The following is a 19,677-nucleotide window of genomic DNA, read 5'->3' on the forward strand; positions in this document are numbered from 1 at the left end:
ATACAATAAGGGGGAATAGAACATGAACAACCAATGTGGTACGAGTCCGATCGTCGGATTCCGCTTTACGCTGAGCCCAATGACATCTGATTTTGTGAGTGTCATCAAAGGGGCATTGAAAGAGACGAACTTGCAAAACGTTTGGCGGCATACCGATGACGTCTCGACGGTCATCCGGGGACGCAGTGAGCATGTGTTCGACGTGGCCAAAGCCGTCTTGTCACATGCGTCGAAGAACGGGGAACATATGTCGATGAGCGGGACGTTCTCGGTCGGCTGCCCAGGCGACACGGCAGGAGACAACCTGCTCGACGTGACGACTGATCCTGTGAACGGTCCGGTATCGACCCAGTACGTCTCTTCCCAGTTCGCCCTCTATCCGCTCGGGGACGCGAAGTATATGGACATCATCTACGAAGAAATTGCCTTTGCGAAAGAGCGTGGCGTCTTCAATGACTCGATGCATTACGCCTCGGGCATTCACGGCGACATCGAACCGGTGTTTTCATTTTACGAGGCGACGTTCGACCGGGTCCGTGCGAAGACGTGCCACGTCGTCATGACGGTGACGTTCAGCGTGAACAGCCCGTCACACGAGGGACAACAGCATGCTTAAGTCGTGGAAGTTAAAAGAAATCGTCTTGTTGGCCATTTTATCGGTCGTGTTCGCTGTCGTCTATTTGGCGTTCGTCCATGTCGGGAATCTATGGGCTGGCTTGATTGGACCGATCGCGTACGAATGGATTTTTGGGATTTGGTTCATCGTCTCGATTATTGCGGCTTATATCATCCGCCGACCTGGCGCCGCATTCTTGTCCGAAGTGCTTGCGGCGACGATTGAGATGATGATTGGTAACGCGATTGGACCTCGTATTATTTTAGTCGGGATCATTCAAGGACTTGGTGCTGAAGCAGCGTTTGCGGTCACGAGCTACAAGCGATATGACCTTTGGGTGCTCATGCTGGCCGGATTTGGTGCAGCTGCGACTAGTTTCGCGTATACGTACGTCATGGGTGGACTCGCTGCCCTCAGTCCGACATACGTGGCGACGATGTTCGCGTTACGAGCGACGAGCGGGATGCTCATTGCCGGTCTGGGAGGTAAGATTTTAAGCGACTTGTTGCTTCGGACGGGTGCGCTCGAAGGGTATGCCATCGCGCGTCAGGGACGTGTGCATGGTTGAGGCAGAACAGCTGTCATTCCGCTATCCGGAAAAACAGCGCGAAGTATTGACGGATATCACGCTTCAATTAACGGCTGGGAGGACACTCATCACGGGGGCGAGCGGGTCGGGAAAATCGACATTGTTCTCTTTGTTGAATCGTCTGTATCCGGATAACTGCGATGGCATCGTGACAGGCAAATTACACTTGTTTGACCGCTCTTATGATACGTATGCAGCTGGTGAGGTGAATCGTCGTGTCGGAACGGTGTTTCAAGATCCTGACAGTCAGTTCGTCATGCAGACGGTCGAGGAGGAATTGATTTTCACACTCGAAAATTTTGCCGTGGCGAGGGACGAGATGATGGCGCGTGTGGCCAAGATTTTAGCGGAATTGCAGTTGACCGATTATCGTGACCGAGTCATTCATGACCTGTCAGGTGGTGAAAAGCAACAAATCGCTGTCGCCTGTGCTTTGATCGGGAAGCCGGAATGGCTACTGCTCGATGAGCCGCTCGCGCACCTTGATCCCGAGACATCAACCCGTTTCGTTCAGTGGCTCGACAACGTCGCACAGACGGTAAACGTTGTCGTCATCGAGCATCGACCCTTCCTATGGGGCGGGTTCTTCGACAGAGAAGTGGAACTCGTGAACGGACGCATCAACTATGACGGACCGTTCGTTGCCCGCCCGGATTATACGTTCTCTCCGGTTGAAGTGATACAAGGAAATACTATTTTATTTCACGTACCGCAATTGAAACGAAAAACATTCAACCTAGCAACGAGCAAGCTGACCGTCGCCGAGGGTGATCTCATTGCCGTACTTGGTCGAAACGGCAGTGGCAAATCGACTTGGCTCAAGAGCCTTGCCCGCGAACATCAAGAAGTGGGACTCGTCCCACAATCTCCGGCTCATCTATTTATCACGAGTGATGTGACACGTGAACTCGCATATGGCCATAATCGTCCGATTGGGGACATCATGAACCGGCTCGGGCTTGGACCGTTTCGTAACGACCACCCACTCTCGCTTAGTCACGGTCAAAAACGAAGGCTCGCCATCGGCGTGATGATGCTCTCGAATAAACGGCTCATCGCGTTCGATGAACCGACTGCTGGACAAGATGAGGTATCGCTTCGTGCGCTTTATGAATTGATGGTTGAACGAATCCGCGCCGGCCAGACGGTTCTGTTTGTGACACACGACCTTAGTTTCGCCCGAATCGCGAACACCTATTACTTGATGCATGAAGGTTACTTGAGTGGGCCATATGATGCATCGCTCTGGAATGAGACGGAGCTACTACAAGCTCACGGTTTATTGCTGGAGGAATCGTGATGACGTTTCAAGAGATGAATCCGACGATCAAATTTATGACCGTGACGTGTCTCATGTTCGGTCTTGCCTTTATGTACAATCCATGGACGCCGCTTGCGGTATTCATCGGAACGCTTATACTTCAAATTCTTTTTTCTAACGTGAACTGGAAGCGCTGGGGGCTATTCATGATTCCGTTTTTATTCACCGCGCTCGGGACATTGTGGACGACGCTCGTCTTTGGAAAAGAGACGAGCGGGGAGGTCATGTTCACGCTGTTCGGCAACGACGTCACCGACGAGAATGTGATACTAGCAGCGACGCTCTCCTTACGGGTATTAGCATTCACCGCGTTGTCACTCCTGTTCACACTGACGACGGATCCCAAACGGTTCGTCTACAGCTTGATGCAACAAGGGAAGTTGTCACCTAAAATCGCTTACAGTGTCTTCGTCGGCTTTCGTTTCTTTCCGATTTTGAAGCATGAACTGATGCAACTGTATGAAACGCATGCTTTGCGAGGCGTTCGTTTAGAGACACGACTCGATCACATTCGGCACGTTCCGAATTTAGTCATCCCGCTTCTGGCCGGATCGATCCGACAAGCGGAACGCATCGCGTTCTCGATGGAGGCACGCGGGTTCACGGGCGAACCACGAGCGACGTATGAAGTAGTCGCCATCACTCGGTACGACTTTCTGTTGGCGTCGCTCTTGATTGTATTGTTCGGAGTGAGCGTATGGATTGGCGTATAAACGAAACAAGACGACTCACTCGGAGTCGTCTTGTTTCGTTTCTTTCACGATTCTAAACTTCGGTTTGACCGATTCATTATTGAACGCCTCGAGCACAGTGTTCTCGTTGGCCATACGAATCTGTTGCGGCTCGCCTTTGGACGTCGTGCCGATACAGAACATATGGGCCTCGTGGTCGGCGAACAGCGTCTTATACGGGGTCGCATGGTGCATCAAGCGTCCTGGCGAGCCCCAGCCGACGATCACCATTCCGCCGGTCGCCTCGACCTCGTCGAGCGTTTCCTCCACGTAATGAAAGTTGACCTCGTCAAGCTGTGACTCGACGTAAGGCAGATTGTCATTGATGGCGAGTGTCGGGACGAGACTGATGACGCGCATCTCACGGATCGGTTGATCGAGATGGTTACGCATGAGCATATACGCCCGCTGCGTGGTCGTGCCAGACAAGAAGGCATCGCTCATCCGGGGTGAGTAGATGATGACGGCACAGATGACGCCGTCGACGACATCTGTGAATTCGTACGTTCGCATATATCGTTTCGTCTTGTCCTCATTGAAGACCGACTTGACGCGAATCGTCACTTCCTCGATATGGGTGTTCATAATGTTTCCTCACTTTTGCTCAAATAGTGCCAGGTCAGACCCAGCCGGCGAACCATTCCAAATAGCGAATCGTATAGCGGGCGACTTGTTGCGTCGCCGTCGCCTTGTCATCCGGTAAATAAGACACGTCAGTTTGATATGACTCATAAAACGACATCACATCGTTGACATACTGCTCGCTTCGGTTGTATTCGAAGATGGCGTTCCGAATCGAATCGGTCGAATCTGCCGTCGTCCCACCGTGCTCGCTTAAATAATAAGCGGCTGCATGGGCCGAATCGACGAGACTGTGCGGGTCGGCCTGGCCATCGTTGTTACCGTCGCGTCCGAGACCGCCATACTGTTCGATCAGCGCGAGGTCTGTCAAATCGACCTCGTCCTCAGGCACGTCACCTTTTTGGTCGTCGGTGTCGTACTGCCAACCGAGCCACGTCCGCGGCATGAATTGGAACGGACCGATCGCCCCGACTGATGAACGCATCGATGAGCTATGGGAGAAAATCGTCTCGACGCGATGGACCGCGGCAAGAAGCCGCCAATCGACGTCATACGTCGCCGCCGCATCTTCATACACGTCACGATGGACAGCAGGGATGCCGTGATCCCCGTAATAGGCCCGGTAAAGGGCGTTGTTCACTTTATCATGTTGACCAAACCAGCCGATTGCGCCGAGGCACAGCACGATCACAAGCAAGAGACCGGTCAGTCGCAAAATCAATCGTTTCAAGATTCCGCCTCCTAGCTTTCTAGACAATACCCGAATAGTGTAGCATATAGCTAACAGGAAGGACAGGAGTGGATATCCATGCTCGAACAGGCCGTCTTTACCATCATTCTCGTGTATTTATTGATTGTCCAATTGTTCAACGCCCGGTTGATGAAACCGATGATTGAAACGCTCGGACGAAGCCGCGTGTACGATCAGACCATCAAATCGGCGTGGGGGCTCTGTTTGCTGTTGCTCGCCCTCATCTTTTTGTTCCAGGTCCCGCCTGAAGCGGTCGGGCTCGGCTTCGCCCCGGCCGAGGGGGATTTGCGCGCCTGGCAGTTCTTCTTTTTGACGAGCGTCCTCATCTCCGCATTGATCGCGTTCTATCTGCTCGTGAAAACGTCTCCGGGTTTGCGGCGCCGGTTACGGCCATATTATGAGCTCGAGATTGAACGGCTACTGTTGCCTCAGACGATTCAGGAGGCGAGAGCGTGGGGCGCCGTGTCTTGGACGGCTGGAGTGACCGAAGAGTTCATCTTCCGTGGCGTTCTGCTCTACACGGTCACATTGTGGATGGACGTCTCGCCCCCGATGCTCGCCTTGATCGGCGGAGCGTTATTCGGGTTGGCCCACGCTTATCAAGGTGTCCGAGGCATCCTCGCGACCAGTCTCGTCGGGTGGGGGCTCGGTTATTTATATGTGGCGATGGGTATCCTCTGGCCGGTGATGGTCGTTCATGCCTTGCTCGATCTTATTGCTGGACCGATTCACGTCGTCGATTCAGAAACTGACTGACGGCCGCTTCATACGCGGGCTGGTCTTTCAAAATACAGTTCGTATGTTCCGCGCCGTGGATGAGGGCGATCTCATTTTTGCGGTTGAGCGCATTCATCTCGACGGACATCCAGGTCGGGACGTAATCGTCCTCTGTCCCATGGATGAACAAGACCGGCACATCGATTGCCGCGAGCGCTCGTTTCGGTCGGACTTGGTGCATCCGGAATCCGGCTCGCGTCCAAAGGAAGTAATTGATTCCCGGCAACAACAAATCACCAGGCAGTCGGTGTAAGACGTTCAACTGATGGCGCATGAGTTGTCTCATGTCATCGAACGGGCACTCGGCAATCAAAAAATCGACATCTGTCAATGGACCGGCCTGTAAAATCGAGGCGGCGCCCATCGACACGCCATGTAGCCCGACCTCGGAGACGGACTCATTAACCCGCAACCAGTCGACCCAATCCACGATGTCATGTTTCTCATGATAGCCGTACGAGGCGTACACGCCCTCGGATTCGCCGTGGGACCGCAAATCGACGGCGAGCAGATTGTAGCCGAGGCGATGGAACATCGCCAAATGCGGGGCCATGAAGCTGTGGGACGCCGTATAGCCATGCACGAAGACGATCCACTTCGATGAGCCTTCGTTTCGGTAGACACGCCCATAGAGGCGATATCCGTCTTGCGAGCGGAGCGAGACGTGCTCAAATGGCACGTCGTGATAAAAGGATTGATCTTCCTTCGTGTAGGGGGCCAACAGCATCTCGGGCGTCTTGCGTTTCCCTCGTGTCATGCGTTTGAACGCATAGTAGCTGATGGCATAATAGCCAGTGAATAATGTTGCGAGTCCAACCTTCCATCTCTTCTGCATATGAACCGCTCCTTTCCCCATTATTGTACCCGAAAACGCGTTCCCAATTCACGCGCCATATGGGTCATGGTGTGTTTTCAATGACGGAACGCCAAGGCTTATATGTGATAAGGCGAATTGTGCCGAATAGAGTTGCCACATATGATAGTAGCGAATAGTCACCAAGTGGGAGGATATGAACCGATGGAGCGACAGGCGATGTATCAATTTTTACAGGCATGTTTGATGGGACAGACGGATTATACGACGACTGAGGGAGTGACGTTCTATCGCGCTCCGACGAGCGGGGAACGGCAACATGGAATCGTCTTGGACGTGTTAATTGACCGCTACTTATGTCAGCCTGGGCAGGCAATCGAATTATCGGTCCCGGACATCGCCGTTTCCATTGACGTGTCGGCCGATGAAATCGTCCGGTCCGTACTCGCACTCGCCCGCATCACTCTCGTCTCGCAACATATCGAGGAGAGATTGATTCGTGTCGTCTCGGCGGGCATCAATGAAGCGGGTCGATTGACGCTCGTCATCGGTTTCAACGCTTGGCTGACGCATCATTTGGGCCATCTATCGGGCGAGTGGGTCGAGCTGCCGGCTCGCGTGCACGCCATGTGACAAACCTTGAACAACAAAAAGGGAAGGCCGCGATGGACGCGGTCTTCCCTTTTTTTAATGTCGGGGCGAGGGTTGAAGCTGACCGTCCTGAAGCAATAGGACCCGGTCGCAGACGTCTAGCATGCGTTCATCGTGAGTGATGACAAGGACTCGACGTCCGTGATTACGCGCCTCAGCGACGAGCAACTCCATGACCCGGCGCCCGTTCTCGAAATCGAGGCTCGCCATCGGTTCATCGGCCAACAAGAGTCGAGGCCGATTGATGAGGGCTCGGGCAACGGCGACGCGCTGCCGTTCGCCGCCCGACAAGTGCTTCGGCAGTTGATTGAGGCGATGACTCAGACCGAGGACGTCGAGCAGGTGGAGCGGGTCTTGTTTAGATTCGCTTTCGGCCTGGACGAGCTCGAGTTGTTCTCGAACCGTCAAATATGGAACGAGGTGGGCTTGCTGAAATACGAAGCCGATTTCATTCAAGCGAAGCAAGCGTCGTTCTTCTTCACTCGCAGCGAGCAACTCCCGTCCCTCGAGCTCGATGAGCCCAACGTCAGGTCGTTTCAATAAACCAAGAATTTGGAGCAGCGTGCTCTTCCCGCTACCGCTCGGTCCGATGATGCCGATACATTCCCCGGGCTCGACCTGTAAATCGATGCCACGCAAAATGGGTTGTCCGTCATACGTATGGCAAATATTCGTCAATTTCATTGTCCAATTCCTCCTAGCGCGTCGGCGGCGTCAAGCCGGCGCAATTTCCAAAGCTGCAACAATGTCCCGATGAGTGAGAGGGCGGCCATGACCGCACCATATGCGAGCACGTTGCCCAAGTCGAACCGGAACGGGATGGCGTCTGGGACGAACGTGCCGGTGAACCCTGTCAGCACCGTGGCTAGCAGGCTCGCCGTGAGCACCGTGGCCATGACCTGGATGACGAGAGCCGTGCCGATCACACGGGGACGAATCCCGATTGCTTTCAAAATCCCGAGCTCCGGGAGCTTTTGGAGTGTCAACATATAAAAGAAAGCGGTCAAGATGAATGCGCCGATGAACAGCAAGAAGCCGCGCATCATCGTGAATGTGCCTTGTTCTGCCGTATACCCAGGGACGGCCTTAACGACGTCTTGTTTCGTCATCGTAGCGAGTGAGGTGTCAGCCTTCCCGAGCCAGGCCGAGACGTAGGCGGGCTGACCGCTAGCCGTCTGGAACGCTTCCCACGTATCCTGTGTTGCCCAGATGACCGGGGCGTGGCTATAGCGACCGTCCGTCGTCCCGACGATGGTGAATGCATACCCGGACGCAAAATCGCGAACCGTGTCTCCGATTTCGACGTCACCGAGAAAACTTGGGTCGACGAGCACGTCCCCGACAGCGAGGTCAAGCTCGGGCCCGATTGTGGAATCTTTCGGCAGTGTGAATAATGTGGCATCCTGTTTTTTCGTCCCATGGACGAGCGTCATCGATTTGACGCCGAGCGGGGTGAGCGCATCGGGTGTCGGCAGTTCGATGAATGAGCGGGTCAATTGCCCGTCGGCATCATCGGCCAGTTGAAACGACTCGACATCGAGTTCACGCAAGGTGGCCCCGTTATCATAAGCCAGACCGTCCGCGAGTCCGGTGATCAATGTCGACAACAAGACGATAAGTAGCGTGATTACGAAAATGAGCGAAAATTTTCGTTTTTGCCGCCACATCTCTTTTAATCCTAAGTTCATAAAAAAAGCCTCCTTCATAGCGATGAAGGAAGCATAACCGACCAAGATGAACGGAATATGAACATGACTACAACGTGACGTAAAAGACGGTACCCGCCCCGAGCTGAGATTCGACCGTCAACGTGCCGCCGTGAAGGTGGACGATATCTCGGGCGATGGCGAGGCCGAGCCCGGTGCCTCGTCCGGATCGTGAGGCGTCGCCTTTATAGAAACGCTCGAACAGCCGTGCCTTCGTCGCTTCATCCATGCCGACACCAACGTCTTGAATCAAGACGGTCGGGCGTTCGCCTTGATACGCCTTGATGGTGATGAGGCCACCGTCTGCAGAAGCGTGAATCGCGTTCGTCAGCAAGTTGGACCACACTTGTGCCAGCAATAGCGGGTCACCGGTCACGAAGAGCGTCGAATCGAGTTCTGTGGCAACGGCGATCCCTTTCTCGTCGAGTTGGAACGTGTGCCGCCGGATAACATCCTCGATGGACGCACGCACATCGACCGGTGTCGTTAACGACACGTTGGCCTCGTCGAGCCGGGCGAGGAGCAGTAACTGTCTCGTCAGATCGGACAGGCGCGAAGCCTCGTCTCGAATGATGGCGGCATGCGCTTTCGCGTCACCGTCGGTCGTCGCGACGAGTTCCGAGGCGTAGCCTTTGATGGAAGTGAGCGGGGTCTGGAACTCATGGGAGACGCTCGAGACAAACCGTCTGCGCTCGCCTTCCGATTTTTCAAGCGAGTCGACCATATCGTTGAAGCGACGGGAGAGCGTGCCAATCTCATCGTTGCGCTCGAGCGGGAGGTCGCTCGGCCGACCCCCGGATGCGACCGAATCGGTCGCAGCGGTCAACGTCCGCAACGGGCGGACGAGTTGACTCGTCGACAAGGCAATCAAGATGAAGGCGAGCCCGGTCAACAAGGCGAAGAACAACCCGACGAATAAATGCAGCTCGCGGATTTGGGCACTCAGATCGGGACGGATGAAGACGGCATCCTCACCATCGATGCTAAACCCATACGTATTGACGACCTCGTTGTCGAACAGTCCGAGCAAAAACAAGTGGAACGGATAGGTGTGCATCCCGTCGTAGGTTTCACCGGACCGGACGGAGGCGATGACGTCGGTGTCGAGCCGCTCATCCCGGAACGCTCCGCCATAGCGTTCAATCGTATCGTCCGGTCGTACGACGAACAACTGATAGCCGGTCTGAGCGAGCAGTGTATAAAATGTGGACGTCTCACCATCGGTATGGGCCTCGAAGTACACTTTCGCGGCCTCAGCCGTCTGTTCGGTCTTGTCGCTATAGGACGGTTGCCACCACACGTAGTAGGCGACGTTGCTGACGAGCAGGGCGATAGCACCCGACAACAATAAAATCATAAACACGGTCAAGACGATTCGCGTGTATAACGTCTTCATGGCGTCACCTCGAGCGTATACCCGACGCCTCGCACCGTCCGAATCATGTTGCCTTCGTCACGGAGGCGACCGCGTAATCGCTTGATGTGGACGTCGATCGTCCGGTCGTCGCCTTCGAACTCGAGGCCCCATACTTGCTCAATCAATTCATCACGGGTGAACACACGACTTGGAAACGCAGCCAACTGATAGAGCAGCTCGAACTCTTTTTTCGGCAAGTGGATCGTCTCCTCATGAAGTTCGAGCCGATAATCACGCAAGTCGAGTTTGAGCGGTCCGGCAGTGACGACCGTGGCCGCATTCTTGGCGTAACGTTTCGCGACGGCTTGGAGCCGGAAGAGCAGTTCTTCTGGAATGAACGGTTTCGTCATGTAATCGTCGGCCCCGTGCTCGAAACCGCTCCGTTTCTCCTCCCATTCCCCGAGGGCGGTCAATAGGATGACCGGAATATCCGTCAATCGTTTCAGCCGGGAACAGAGCGTTCGCCCGTCTTGGCCCGGCAACAGGATGTCAATCACGGCAGCATCTGCAGGTCGCTCTAAAAACAGTCGCTCGGCGACGTTTCCGTCCATGGCCGTGGTGACGGTGTGACCGGCCCGCTGTAACGTCGTTTCAATCAGATGCAGGATGGCCAGGTCGTCTTCAACAATCAGTACGTGCATGACTCTCTTCCTTTCTCATGAAGGACATCGAAAACAGGTGACCCATGTCAGGTCACCTGGCCGTTATGTCGCTTTGGTCAGTTCTTTGTGTAGCGCCCGGAGCGCCCGCAGGAAGGCATCTTTGAAGTACTTGTCTTCTTGGGCCTCGAGCGTCTCGAGCGCGGTCGTATCGCCCGCGCTCGCTTTGACGAGCAGGTTGACGACCGTTCCCCAGCGCTTGACATGCTCGGGCTTCGGATGGTTCATCGCAACGGTCAACGTGAACCAATACGGTTGGTCCCGACGCTGCAACGTGGCAATCATCTGCTTGGCCGTCTGTGCCTCCGCCTCGGACGGTAACGTGGCCGTCGCGAACCAGCCGAGCAGTCCGGCACTCATTGCCTCGAGTCGCGCCTTGGCTTCTGACTCGATCGGCTCACGTCCGAATTCGGAGATATTGACGAAGACGAGACGGTCCTTGCGGTCGAGGTGGGTGATCCATCCTTTGACCGTCTTGAGCTTGTCTTTGTCTTTCGACTGGGCTTTGACCGTGTAACCGTTCAGTTTGCCGATGTAAATTCGGAACTGGCCACGGTCGAGTTGCTTATCGACTTTGAACTCGATGTCCTGACCGACCGTGAACGGTTGGTTCTGTTTGTTGAGCGTCTCGCCTTTTTTCAGTTCCGGACGTCGGACGATGTAGCGGAGCGCTTCTTGTTCGGTCTTGTCGTCGAGCGTCCACAGATTGTTCGGTGTGACATTTTTAAAGCGATGCCGGCGGACGAAGATGTATTGATCGAGCGCCTCGACGGCGTCGGTGACGGAATTTTTTCCACTCAAATAATCATCGGCGATATCTCTTAGCGTGATTGATTCGAGCCGGTCGATATGCCCGACGTATGGGACGTGTCCGACGACGAACAGGGCGGTGGCAATCAATTCACTCTCGCGAGGGGTCAGAGGACGTTTGGCCATGTTGCACTTCCTTTCTTGCATTCATATCATTTAGTATACCAAAAACAAATTTCGACATGTTGTATGAATCAACCAGATGGAAAATTTTACAGGCATACAGGATTTCGTGGATTGATTGCGAATACTTGAATATGATAGAGCTATGCGGATGTTGAGATGAGGTGATGAGATGAAGCTATCGATAGAACCGGGGGATTATGTCGTGTTGATTGAAATCAACAAGGAAGTATTGAAATGTACGTCCCTCGATCAGGCCGACTATGTCGACCGAGACCGCTATGAACTGGTCGGCCGGATGAGTGAACGGCTCCCGGCCGAGGTGATCGTCCCTTCTATCATCGACTATATTCGGTTCGGTAGTGGATATATCGGCGACAATATCGTCTGGGACACAGAGACGGAATCGTTTTTCTGTCAACAGTTCGAGACGATTGATGGATCTCCGCTCGGTGAGGACCTCGACGGATTTACACCCGATCCGTATCGGACGGAACTGGCGCGTTATTATACGTATTTGACCATCGGAAAGATTGTCGACTATGAGATGGATGAGCCTGACGAACCGAACTATTGGTGAGCGTCGAAAAAATGTCACAATCTATTTTTCGAAAAAAAGGGAAATTGATTCCGTAATTTGAGATAATGGGGGCATCTTAGGAAGTTTGGAATGGAGCGGTAGGCGATGAAAAAAATGATGCTTGTGGCGGCGCTCGCGCTGCTCATGCCTGCATCGGTGGACGCGGCGAAACCGGTTGTATTGGAGAAACACGGTTACATCGTGGCCGAGCCGAGGGTCGGGAACCAATACTATATCAAGCAAACAGGCACCGATTTGGCGTGGAACACGACGCGCGGCGCTTCAGACATCGTGATCGCTTTAATCGATTCGTCGGCCGATCGTCGGCATAAAGAACTATACAAGGTCCCTCGTGTCGTCAATTCGATGAAAGGGCCTTACAGCGTCGATTATCATGGGACGCATACGGCCGGCATCATGTCTGGCCGTCACAACAAGTTCGGGATGGCCGGACTTGCTCCGAACGTACGCTATCATTTTTATAACGTCTTCTACGGTAAAAACTCGGAGTACACGGATTCTTGGACCGTCGCCAAAGCGGTCGATACGGCGGTGGCGAAAGGGGCGAACATCATCAACCTGTCGCTCGGCGGGCAAGATTACGATCAAGTCCTCGCCGATTCGATTCGCCGGGCCCGGGCCAAAGGGGTCATCATCGTCGCCTCGGCAGGAAACGACGGGGAGAAGACCGTCTCGTTCCCGGCCAATATGAAAGAAGTCATCGCGGTCGGGGCGATTGACGCGAACCGTCGCGTCGCCGGTTTCAGCAATATGGCCGCTCAAGTCAAAATCGTCGCCCCCGGGGTGAACATTTTGTCGCTCGGCCTGAATAACGGCTTCGTCTATATGGACGGGACGTCGATGGCCGCGCCGATGGTGTCGTCGGGTCTCGCGCTCGTCAAATCGGTCAATCCGTTTTTGACACCGGCCGATGTGGACGCCTTGATTCAAAAGATGCCACGGGCGAGCGGCAAGATTTATACGGAGCTGAACACGAAGCGGCTCCTCGATGCGACACCGCGTCCCGTGACGCTCTCGGTGCCGTCGACGCTCAAGAGCCGTTACGTCAAAGAAGCGAAACTGACGGTCATGAAAAAACCGAATTTGAAAACGACGTATACGTTATATCAAGGTACCCGTAAAGTGAAGACGCTGTCGGCAGGGAATTCGATGTTCACGATGTATGCCGGCGGCGATTGGCTACCGAGTGGCTCGTACAAACTCCAAGCCGTCGTCACGGATGGGAAACATAAACGTACGGCCAGTCGGTCCTTCAAATACGTGAATCCCGTCAAGCCGGCGGTTGCGGTCAAAGCGTCCGACGGAGGCACGTTCGAATTGGCGACGACGCGAAAAGGGGTCGTCACCGTACTCGATGCGAACAAAAAAATCGTCTATGAGGCGCTTCACGTACCGGGCAAGTTCCCGGTCCGGAGCGACACGGGAGCTGCGTACACGGTCGTCTTGAAACCGACCGACGTCTCTGAGAAAGTGGTGACGGTCAAGTATGCGCCGCAACCGGTCCAAGCCGAGACGGACAAATCGGCGGAATCGACATGAAAAACACCCGGAGCCAGCGCTTGGCTCCGGGTGTTGATTTATGCTTTCGTGATGGCTTCACCGCTCCAACGAATGTTCGCTTCTAAGACGTTGCCGTTGTCGTCGATATGTTCAAAACTCAGTTTCCCGTCGACAATAATCTCACAGAGACCGACACGGACATCCTCGCTCCATGCGCGACGTGTCTGAGTCGACGCGTCGAACGTCGGAATCGATTCAGGAAAACGTTCCTGTAAGTGGGCCAAGTTATGATGGTCGAAGTGATACGGACGTTTGGACAGTTCATTCGGTGCTTTAATGTCAAACGGCTCGAATCCTCGGACGAGTCGATTATTCCGGTAGAAGGCGAACACGCCGTTGTTTGGGTGGAGCGCTTTAATGTCATCGATTTCAATCACATAGGTCAGTCGTTGAATCCAACCGTTTTTTGCATCTTGACGCATCAAAATCCCTCCTTGTTCAATGGAACACGCCTTATTTTAGCGCTGACGCCGGTGAAAATCAAGTTCAGGTTCTCGGTTGTCATTTCACGGGTTATCCGCTACAATGGGTAAAGTGACTATGAGGTCTGGGCAATCGCGGGACGCAAGTCTTGAGGAAAGTCCATGCTCGCACAGCCTGTGATGGCTGTAGTGATCGTGCTACACGAAAAGATAAGTGTAGGCAACGCAAGTTGACGGCAGAAGAAGCACCTAAGTCCTCGGATATGGTGCAAGCTTCTTGAAAGTGCCACAGTGACGGAGTCTGATCGGAAACGTTCAGAGTGGAACGAGGTAAACCCCACGAGCGAGAAACCCAAACTATGGTAGGGGAACTTCCTGACTGGAACCGAACGGGACGGAAGGCGCCAATCGGCGCAGATAGATGATTGTCACTCCATCGTGCCAGGGAGACCGTTATGAGCACCGGAGTACAGAACATGGCTTACAGGGCAGCATAGTCTCTCATTTAACATTGACCAGGAGTTCAAGCAATCCTACTTGAGCTCCTTTTTACATGACCATTTTAGGAGTAACACTTATAGAAAGTAGGGATAGTATGGCAAAACGAAAACTGATTGCCACCGCAGCGATGGGCATCGAAGCACTCGTCGCCAAAGAAGTGCGCGACCTCGGCTACACGTGTGAGGTCGAGAACGGACGCGTCTATATCGACGCAGAAATGGAAGACATTCCGCGATTGAACCTATGGCTCCGGACGGCAGACCGCGTCAAGCTCGTCGTCGCCGAGTTCAAAGCGACGACGTTCACGGAACTGTTTGACGGTGTCGTCGAACTGCCTTGGACGGATCTCATGCCGTGGGACGCTCGATTCATCGTCGACGGCCGCTCGGTCAAGTCGAAGTTGTTCTCGATCCGCGACTGTCAGAAAATCACGGAGAAGGCGATTGTCGACGCGATGCAACGCGGATACGATAAGCCGGGCGAGTGGCTGCCGAAGACGGGCGCCTACTATCCGATTGAAGTCGCCTTGTTGAAAGATGTGGCGACGATCACAATCGACACGTCAGGTGACGCGCTTCACCGTCGTGGTTACCGTGAGCTCCACTCACAGGCACCGCTCAAAGAGACGATGGCTGCGGCAATGATTCAGCTAACGAACTGGAAGCCGGACATGCCGTTCTACGACGTTTTCACCGGCTCAGGGACGCTCGCCATCGAGGCGGCGCTCATCGGTCGTAACATCGCGCCTGGTCTCAACCGTGAGTTCTGTTCACAAGACTGGCCGTGCGTACCGAAGAAAGCCTGGTATGATGCAATCAATGAAGCGAACGAGAAAGCGGAATGGGACAAACCGCTCAAAATCTACGGCATCGACCTCGACCCACGCATGGTCAAGCTCGCCAAGGATAACGCCGAGCTTGCCGACGTCCGTGACGCCATCACGTTCGTCCATAGTGACGCGGCTGCCTTGAAGCCGAAAGAAGAGTACGGTGTCATCATCGGCAACCCGCCATACGGCGAACGGTTGCAGACCGAAGAAGAGATTATCGACCTGTACGAGCGGATCGGCCAGCAGTTCGCCAAATATCCGGGCTATAGCGTCTATATGTTGACGAGCTATGAGGATTTCGAGAAAGCGTATGGCCGTCCGGCGACGAAACGCCGTAAGCTGTACAACGGGAATATCGAGACGCAATACTACCAGTTCTTCGGTAAACGTCCGCCGAGACGTTCAGCTGAGCCGACTTCTGATACGAAATAAGTCTTCATTGCACACACATTGCACACTTTTTGTTTGTGATACTGAAGACAAGCGAAAACTGCTCCTAGGAGCAGTTTTTTTGCTTGCCGTGGTTTTTTCGCCCTTGTAGGTGACGGAATGAATGTATGTGCAAGATAGTCGGACCAGTCCTCATAAATGGGCATGGCCCGTCCTAAGTCCGTCTGTTCAAGAATCGATTGCGCGTTCTTCTTGTCTTTCTAATACGTGACGACGAGACGTTCGAATAGCCTCCCTGGAGTCGGACGGCAGTGAAGGGCCATACAAGTTTTTAAACATTGCGTAATCGCATCCTGTAACACATTACATCACTCACTTTCCTATACATCGCTCTACCGTTCAACATTCAAGCTATTATAACTTACATTTCCATATATAAGGATTATACTCATAATATGGCAAAGATAGGGAGATGAAGAATGGATGATAAGAGGTATATATGAGGCACACTTGCCGGTAAGTGATTTGACGGTGTCGATTCCGTTTTATGAAAAACTCGGAATGAAGCTGGCCTTCCAAAACGAGTCCTTGGCGTTTCTATGGATCATCGAAGGAGAGAGTTGGCTCGGTTTGTGGGAGAGCGATCGCGTCGAGGTGCCGTACCATCCATCGATTCGTCATGTGGCGTTTCGAATCGACCCCGAAAGCCTTGAAACGGTGAAGAAGTGGCTCAATGAACGGGATATCGAAGTACGGACCGCATTCAAGATGACGCCTGCAGAACAGCCGTTAGTCCTGCCGAACTTCCCGCACGCACATGCCGCTATCTATTTCGACGATCCGGACGGGAATTCGCTCGAACTGATCACGTTTCTTGAGACGGACCCGACCGCTGCGTTTCAAATGATGTCTTTCGCTAACTGGTCAGAAGAGAAGCGGATGCAAGGGTCACAACATACTGAATGAGACAAGGCAGGGGGTAGGGCGATGTATCGGTATACGTTATGTCTATTGAAATCAGAAAATGAAGTCTTACTGTTGAATCGTGAGAAGTCGCCAGCGATGGGACTATGGAACGGCGTAGGTGGGAAAATCGAGTCGGGCGAGACGGTTGAAGCGTCGGTCTGTCGAGAAGTATTCGAAGAGACCGGATATAAGATTGAGCATCCTCTGTATAAAGGGGAGGTCATCCTGCATGGAGAACAGCAGGTCGGGATGCATCTGTTCGTCGTGGAAGTCACGAAACATGAAGCCGCTGACAAGGTACAGAGGACACGTGAAGGGATTTTGGAATGGAAGCGAATCGACTGGGTGCTTCATCCTGACAATATGGGAATCATCAGCAACTTGAAGCAGTATTTACAGCCGATGCTAGACCATCCTATGCCTCGGCGCCATACGTTCCGTTATAACGGGCATGAGTTGTTGACGTACACGCACGACCAACTGGATGAAGCTTCAAGCATTGTACATAAAACGAGATGATTGGCCCCATCGGCCAACCATCTCGTTTTTGATTCAGATATTGGATCACTCGCCAACCATCCCGTCGCCATCGTTATCACGCATATGCGGATAGAGCCAATGGACGCTCGTGATCGGCATGGTGAAGCCGGCGTCCTTCGCCTCTTGAATCGTCACTTGGCCGTTGCCGTTCGTATCGACGCGCGTGACGTCACCGCTTGCTTCGGTGGCCGATGGTGCGCTCTCCGTCAATCCAAGTTCTTCATTCACCTCATCCGGGTTGACGTTGTCGAACGAGTCGGTAACGACATTTCCTTTGACAGTGTATGTGTACTCATAGTGTGAAGGGATATGAGTATTCGTATCCGGATATGTGATGAGCGCCTCGAAGTCGGTCGCGCCGCCTGCGCTCCGGATCACGCTCTCCATATACGCCTGGTCGCCGTGGCGATTGAGCGTGCTGTTTTGGGGCGTGATGTTGAAGGCGTTCGAGACGCCGCCGAGCGAATCGGCGATGACGTGCCCTTCGTCGAGGTCGCGGTGTTCGACCCCAGACACTTTCGCCTCGTCAGCGTAGTATCGCCCATCCGACGTCCCGTCTTCTCGGTCGTCATCTTGCAGCACAATCTCGTCCGCAATCACTTTCACGAGTTGACCGTGCTCGTTCGTGAACGCCCAATATTCGCGGTCGCCGTATCCGATATCGACGACGACATTACTCTCGCGTTCACCTGACAAATCTCCACCCTCGACTTCGATCATGTCATAACCGGTGAAGCGGTCCTCTGTCTGCGGTTCGGGTGGCGCCGTCGTCTCGACGGCGGACTGTTCTGGGGTGTCCGTCACCGTGGTGGTCCCGGCTTCTTCGCTCGTACAACCTGCCAATAGCAGAATCGAGAGCGGGAATGCTAAATAAGTAATGTTTAATTTCATTTCAAGTCTCCTATGTGTGAGGCATACTTGTTCATTCTAGGAATCTTCGACACGATTGACAAGCAATCGGATTGGGACGTGTTTCGGTCGTGCTTGTCATAAACGAGCCAGAAATTGTCACGATTCGATGACGCGCCTCCGTTGGGACTAGTGGTACAATGGATGGGAACGGTCCGGCGGTCGAGCGGGTTATGGCGTTTCAATCGTTTCGTTTCAGGCTATACATACGTATACATCGCTTGAGAGGAGACGTATCATGCAGACATATACCATCGAATATGCGTTCCAGGACAAAGAGCAGACGACGCGGACGTGTGAGGTCGTTCTCGACCGGACGCCCGATTTACATGATAACGAGCAATTGGCCGACTTGTATCAAATCGTGTCAGATGCGATTCGTAAACCGATTACCAGTTTTGAAATTGTAGCGGTCCATTAAACGAACCTTTGACCCCGGGCACACGCCTTGGGGTTTTGTTCAGTCTTAGGAAGAGGAGAGATGTACACATGAAGATTGTCGTTGTTGGGTTAGGGGACGTCGCGAAGAAGGCGTATTTGCCGGTCTATGCCGGTTTAGAAGGGGTCGACGTTTATCTCGTCTCGAGAGACGCGGCGAAAGCGGGTCAACTCGTCGAGAAGTATCGTTTTGCCGGTCAGTATGCATCACTCGAAGACGTCCCGTTCGAGATGATGGACGGTGCGTTGATTCACTCGACGACATCGGTCCATGCCGACCAGGTCGGTTACGTGCTCGCGCAAGGTGTGCCCGTCTTCATCGATAAGCCGGTCACGTTCATGCTCGAGGACACGGAGCGGCTCGTACGCCTCGCTGCCGAGCAGGGCATCGAGCTCATCACCGGGTTCAACCGCCGTTTCGCGACGGCGACGGCTGCCTTAAAAGAAGTGTCCGACCCGAATCTGATTTTGATTCAAAAGAATCGGACGTATCAACCGGCGACGCTGCGTGAGTTCATCATCGAAGACTTCGTCCACGTCGTCGATACGCTCCGCTATTTGACAGGGCTCGCCCCTGTCGAGAATTTGGCCGTGCGGACGCGCCATGAGGCCGGGACGTTGAAACAGCTCCAGATTCAATTCACGGCCGGAGGGGTCGAAGCGATCGGCATCATGAACCGGGACAACGGCTGTACGGAAGAAGTGATGGAAGTGATGTCGCCTCGTCTGAAGCGGGTGTCGCGCGACGTTGAGCGTGTGTATGATTTCACCCGTGACGGCATGCTCGAGCGGGCACTGAATCCGTGGGAGTCGAATTTGACGCGTCGCGGCTTCACGACCATGCTCGACGAGTTCCTGAAGCTCCTCGCAGGTGAACCGAATGACTCGGTGCGGGCAGAGGACAGTTTGACGACGCACGCGCTCTGTGAGCGCATACTAGAGGAGGCTTCGCGTTGACCGTGTCGTTTCTGTGG

At 53.8% G+C, this 19,677-nt stretch carries 23 protein-coding genes and 1 other RNA gene; 14 read left to right on the forward strand and 10 right to left on the reverse strand.

The window, feature by feature from the left end:
• Positions 1–22 precede the first annotated feature (22 nt).
• From KNP82_RS06240 to KNP82_RS06255, 4 genes are read left to right on the forward strand one after another with little or no spacing between them, the layout of a single operon-like run.
• Positions 23–616 (forward strand): YkoF family thiamine/hydroxymethylpyrimidine-binding protein, encoded by a 594-nt coding sequence (locus KNP82_RS06240; RefSeq protein ID WP_214827351.1) that lies wholly within the window; start codon positions 23–25, stop codon positions 614–616.
• Entirely contained in the window at positions 609–1,184 is a 576-nt protein-coding gene (locus KNP82_RS06245) for an ECF transporter S component (protein WP_131471192.1), read from the forward strand. Before KNP82_RS06240 ends, KNP82_RS06245 begins: the two co-directional genes overlap by 8 nt.
• Complete coding sequence (locus tag KNP82_RS06250) at positions 1,177–2,505, forward strand: ABC transporter ATP-binding protein (RefSeq protein ID WP_214802523.1); 1,329 nt, start codon at positions 1,177–1,179, stop codon at positions 2,503–2,505. The genes KNP82_RS06245 and KNP82_RS06250 overlap by 8 nt, the downstream gene beginning before the upstream one ends.
• Complete coding sequence (locus KNP82_RS06255) at positions 2,505–3,239, forward strand: energy-coupling factor transporter transmembrane component T family protein (RefSeq protein WP_214802526.1); 735 nt, start codon at positions 2,505–2,507, stop codon at positions 3,237–3,239. The genes KNP82_RS06250 and KNP82_RS06255 overlap by 1 nt, the downstream gene beginning before the upstream one ends.
• A gap of 15 nt (positions 3,240–3,254) precedes the next feature.
• Here the strand turns inward: KNP82_RS06255 and KNP82_RS06260 are convergent, their stop codons facing one another.
• On the reverse strand, positions 3,255–3,842 hold the full coding sequence (locus KNP82_RS06260) for a DUF1643 domain-containing protein (RefSeq protein ID WP_029595402.1): 588 nt from the start codon (positions 3,840–3,842) through the stop codon (positions 3,255–3,257).
• A gap of 34 nt (positions 3,843–3,876) precedes the next feature.
• Complete coding sequence (locus KNP82_RS06265; protein ID WP_251128654.1) at positions 3,877–4,569, reverse strand: lytic transglycosylase domain-containing protein; 693 nt, start codon at positions 4,567–4,569, stop codon at positions 3,877–3,879.
• A 78-nt stretch (positions 4,570–4,647) separates the two neighbouring features.
• On the opposite strand from KNP82_RS06265, the gene KNP82_RS06270 reads away from it, so the two are divergent.
• The gene (locus KNP82_RS06270) at positions 4,648–5,346 is read left to right on the forward strand and encodes a CPBP family intramembrane glutamic endopeptidase (protein ID WP_214827354.1); all 699 of its coding nucleotides are present in this window, start codon (positions 4,648–4,650) and stop codon (positions 5,344–5,346) included.
• Here KNP82_RS06270 and KNP82_RS06275 read toward each other — a convergent pair.
• Positions 5,303–6,202, reverse strand: a complete 900-nt coding sequence (locus KNP82_RS06275; RefSeq protein ID WP_131471189.1) for an alpha/beta hydrolase — start codon at positions 6,200–6,202, stop codon at positions 5,303–5,305. The genes KNP82_RS06270 and KNP82_RS06275 overlap by 44 nt on opposite strands.
• 183 nt (positions 6,203–6,385) lie before the next feature.
• Between KNP82_RS06275 and KNP82_RS06280 the strand changes: the two genes are divergently transcribed.
• The gene (locus KNP82_RS06280) at positions 6,386–6,814 is read left to right on the forward strand and encodes a hypothetical protein (RefSeq protein ID WP_214756590.1); all 429 of its coding nucleotides are present in this window, start codon (positions 6,386–6,388) and stop codon (positions 6,812–6,814) included.
• A gap of 54 nt (positions 6,815–6,868) precedes the next feature.
• Here the strand turns inward: KNP82_RS06280 and KNP82_RS06285 are convergent, their stop codons facing one another.
• The 5 genes from KNP82_RS06285 to KNP82_RS06305 form a co-directional block, all read right to left on the reverse strand.
• A complete protein-coding gene (locus KNP82_RS06285) occupies positions 6,869–7,516 on the reverse strand; it encodes an ABC transporter ATP-binding protein (RefSeq protein WP_214827358.1) in 648 nt (215 codons plus the stop codon).
• The gene (locus KNP82_RS06290; protein WP_214827361.1) at positions 7,513–8,520 is read right to left on the reverse strand and encodes an ABC transporter permease; all 1,008 of its coding nucleotides are present in this window, start codon (positions 8,518–8,520) and stop codon (positions 7,513–7,515) included. Before KNP82_RS06290 ends, KNP82_RS06285 begins: the two co-directional genes overlap by 4 nt.
• A gap of 67 nt (positions 8,521–8,587) precedes the next feature.
• Complete coding sequence (locus KNP82_RS06295) at positions 8,588–9,934, reverse strand: sensor histidine kinase (RefSeq protein ID WP_131471187.1); 1,347 nt, start codon at positions 9,932–9,934, stop codon at positions 8,588–8,590.
• Positions 9,931–10,596, reverse strand: coding sequence for a response regulator transcription factor (locus KNP82_RS06300; RefSeq protein ID WP_131471186.1), 666 nt, complete (start codon positions 10,594–10,596; stop codon positions 9,931–9,933). The genes KNP82_RS06295 and KNP82_RS06300 overlap by 4 nt, the downstream gene beginning before the upstream one ends.
• Before the next feature lie 63 nt (positions 10,597–10,659).
• Positions 10,660–11,550 (reverse strand): hypothetical protein, encoded by an 891-nt coding sequence (locus tag KNP82_RS06305; protein WP_131471185.1) that lies wholly within the window; start codon positions 11,548–11,550, stop codon positions 10,660–10,662.
• Positions 11,551–11,719: 169 nt separating this feature from the next.
• Here KNP82_RS06305 and KNP82_RS06310 point away from each other — a divergent pair, with 169 nt between their 5' ends.
• Complete coding sequence (locus KNP82_RS06310; RefSeq protein ID WP_131471184.1) at positions 11,720–12,127, forward strand: hypothetical protein; 408 nt, start codon at positions 11,720–11,722, stop codon at positions 12,125–12,127.
• Between the two features lie 105 nt (positions 12,128–12,232).
• Complete coding sequence (locus KNP82_RS06315) at positions 12,233–13,687, forward strand: S8 family peptidase (RefSeq protein ID WP_131471183.1); 1,455 nt, start codon at positions 12,233–12,235, stop codon at positions 13,685–13,687.
• 38 nt (positions 13,688–13,725) lie between these two features.
• Here KNP82_RS06315 and KNP82_RS06320 read toward each other — a convergent pair whose 3' ends face one another.
• The gene (locus KNP82_RS06320; protein ID WP_021067512.1) at positions 13,726–14,130 is read right to left on the reverse strand and encodes a hypothetical protein; all 405 of its coding nucleotides are present in this window, start codon (positions 14,128–14,130) and stop codon (positions 13,726–13,728) included.
• A 121-nt stretch (positions 14,131–14,251) separates the two neighbouring features.
• On the opposite strand from KNP82_RS06320, the gene rnpB reads away from it, so the two are divergent.
• The 4 genes from rnpB (at position 14,252) to KNP82_RS06340 (ending at position 17,335) form a co-directional block, all read left to right on the forward strand.
• An RNA gene (rnpB, locus tag KNP82_RS06325) (RNase P RNA component class B) lies at positions 14,252–14,619 on the forward strand.
• Between the two features lie 106 nt (positions 14,620–14,725).
• Entirely contained in the window at positions 14,726–15,892 is a 1,167-nt protein-coding gene (locus tag KNP82_RS06330; protein WP_021067511.1) for a THUMP domain-containing class I SAM-dependent RNA methyltransferase, read from the forward strand.
• Positions 15,893–16,333: 441 nt separating this feature from the next.
• Positions 16,334–16,816 (forward strand): VOC family protein, encoded by a 483-nt coding sequence (locus KNP82_RS06335; protein ID WP_214827364.1) that lies wholly within the window; start codon positions 16,334–16,336, stop codon positions 16,814–16,816.
• A gap of 21 nt (positions 16,817–16,837) precedes the next feature.
• Positions 16,838–17,335 carry an NUDIX hydrolase gene (locus KNP82_RS06340; protein ID WP_214798348.1) on the forward strand — a complete coding sequence of 166 codons (498 nt, stop codon included), beginning with the start codon at positions 16,838–16,840 and terminating at the stop codon, positions 17,333–17,335.
• 45 nt (positions 17,336–17,380) lie between these two features.
• On the opposite strand, the gene KNP82_RS06345 is transcribed toward KNP82_RS06340, so the two are convergent.
• On the reverse strand, positions 17,381–18,247 hold the full coding sequence (locus KNP82_RS06345) for a DNA/RNA non-specific endonuclease (protein WP_214827367.1): 867 nt from the start codon (positions 18,245–18,247) through the stop codon (positions 17,381–17,383).
• Between the two features lie 256 nt (positions 18,248–18,503).
• On the opposite strand from KNP82_RS06345, the gene KNP82_RS06350 reads away from it, so the two are divergent.
• Positions 18,504–18,686, forward strand: a complete 183-nt coding sequence (locus KNP82_RS06350; protein ID WP_021067507.1) for a hypothetical protein — start codon at positions 18,504–18,506, stop codon at positions 18,684–18,686.
• Positions 18,687–18,754: 68 nt separating this feature from the next.
• Positions 18,755–19,660: a Gfo/Idh/MocA family protein gene (locus KNP82_RS06355; protein WP_214827370.1), complete on the forward strand. Its 906-nt coding sequence runs from the start codon at positions 18,755–18,757 to the stop codon at positions 19,658–19,660.
• Positions 19,661–19,677: the final 17 nt, after the last annotated feature.

The organism is Exiguobacterium sp. s26, from assembly GCF_018618235.1.
GTDB lineage: Bacteria > Bacillota > Bacilli > Exiguobacteriales > Exiguobacteriaceae > Exiguobacterium > Exiguobacterium chiriqhucha.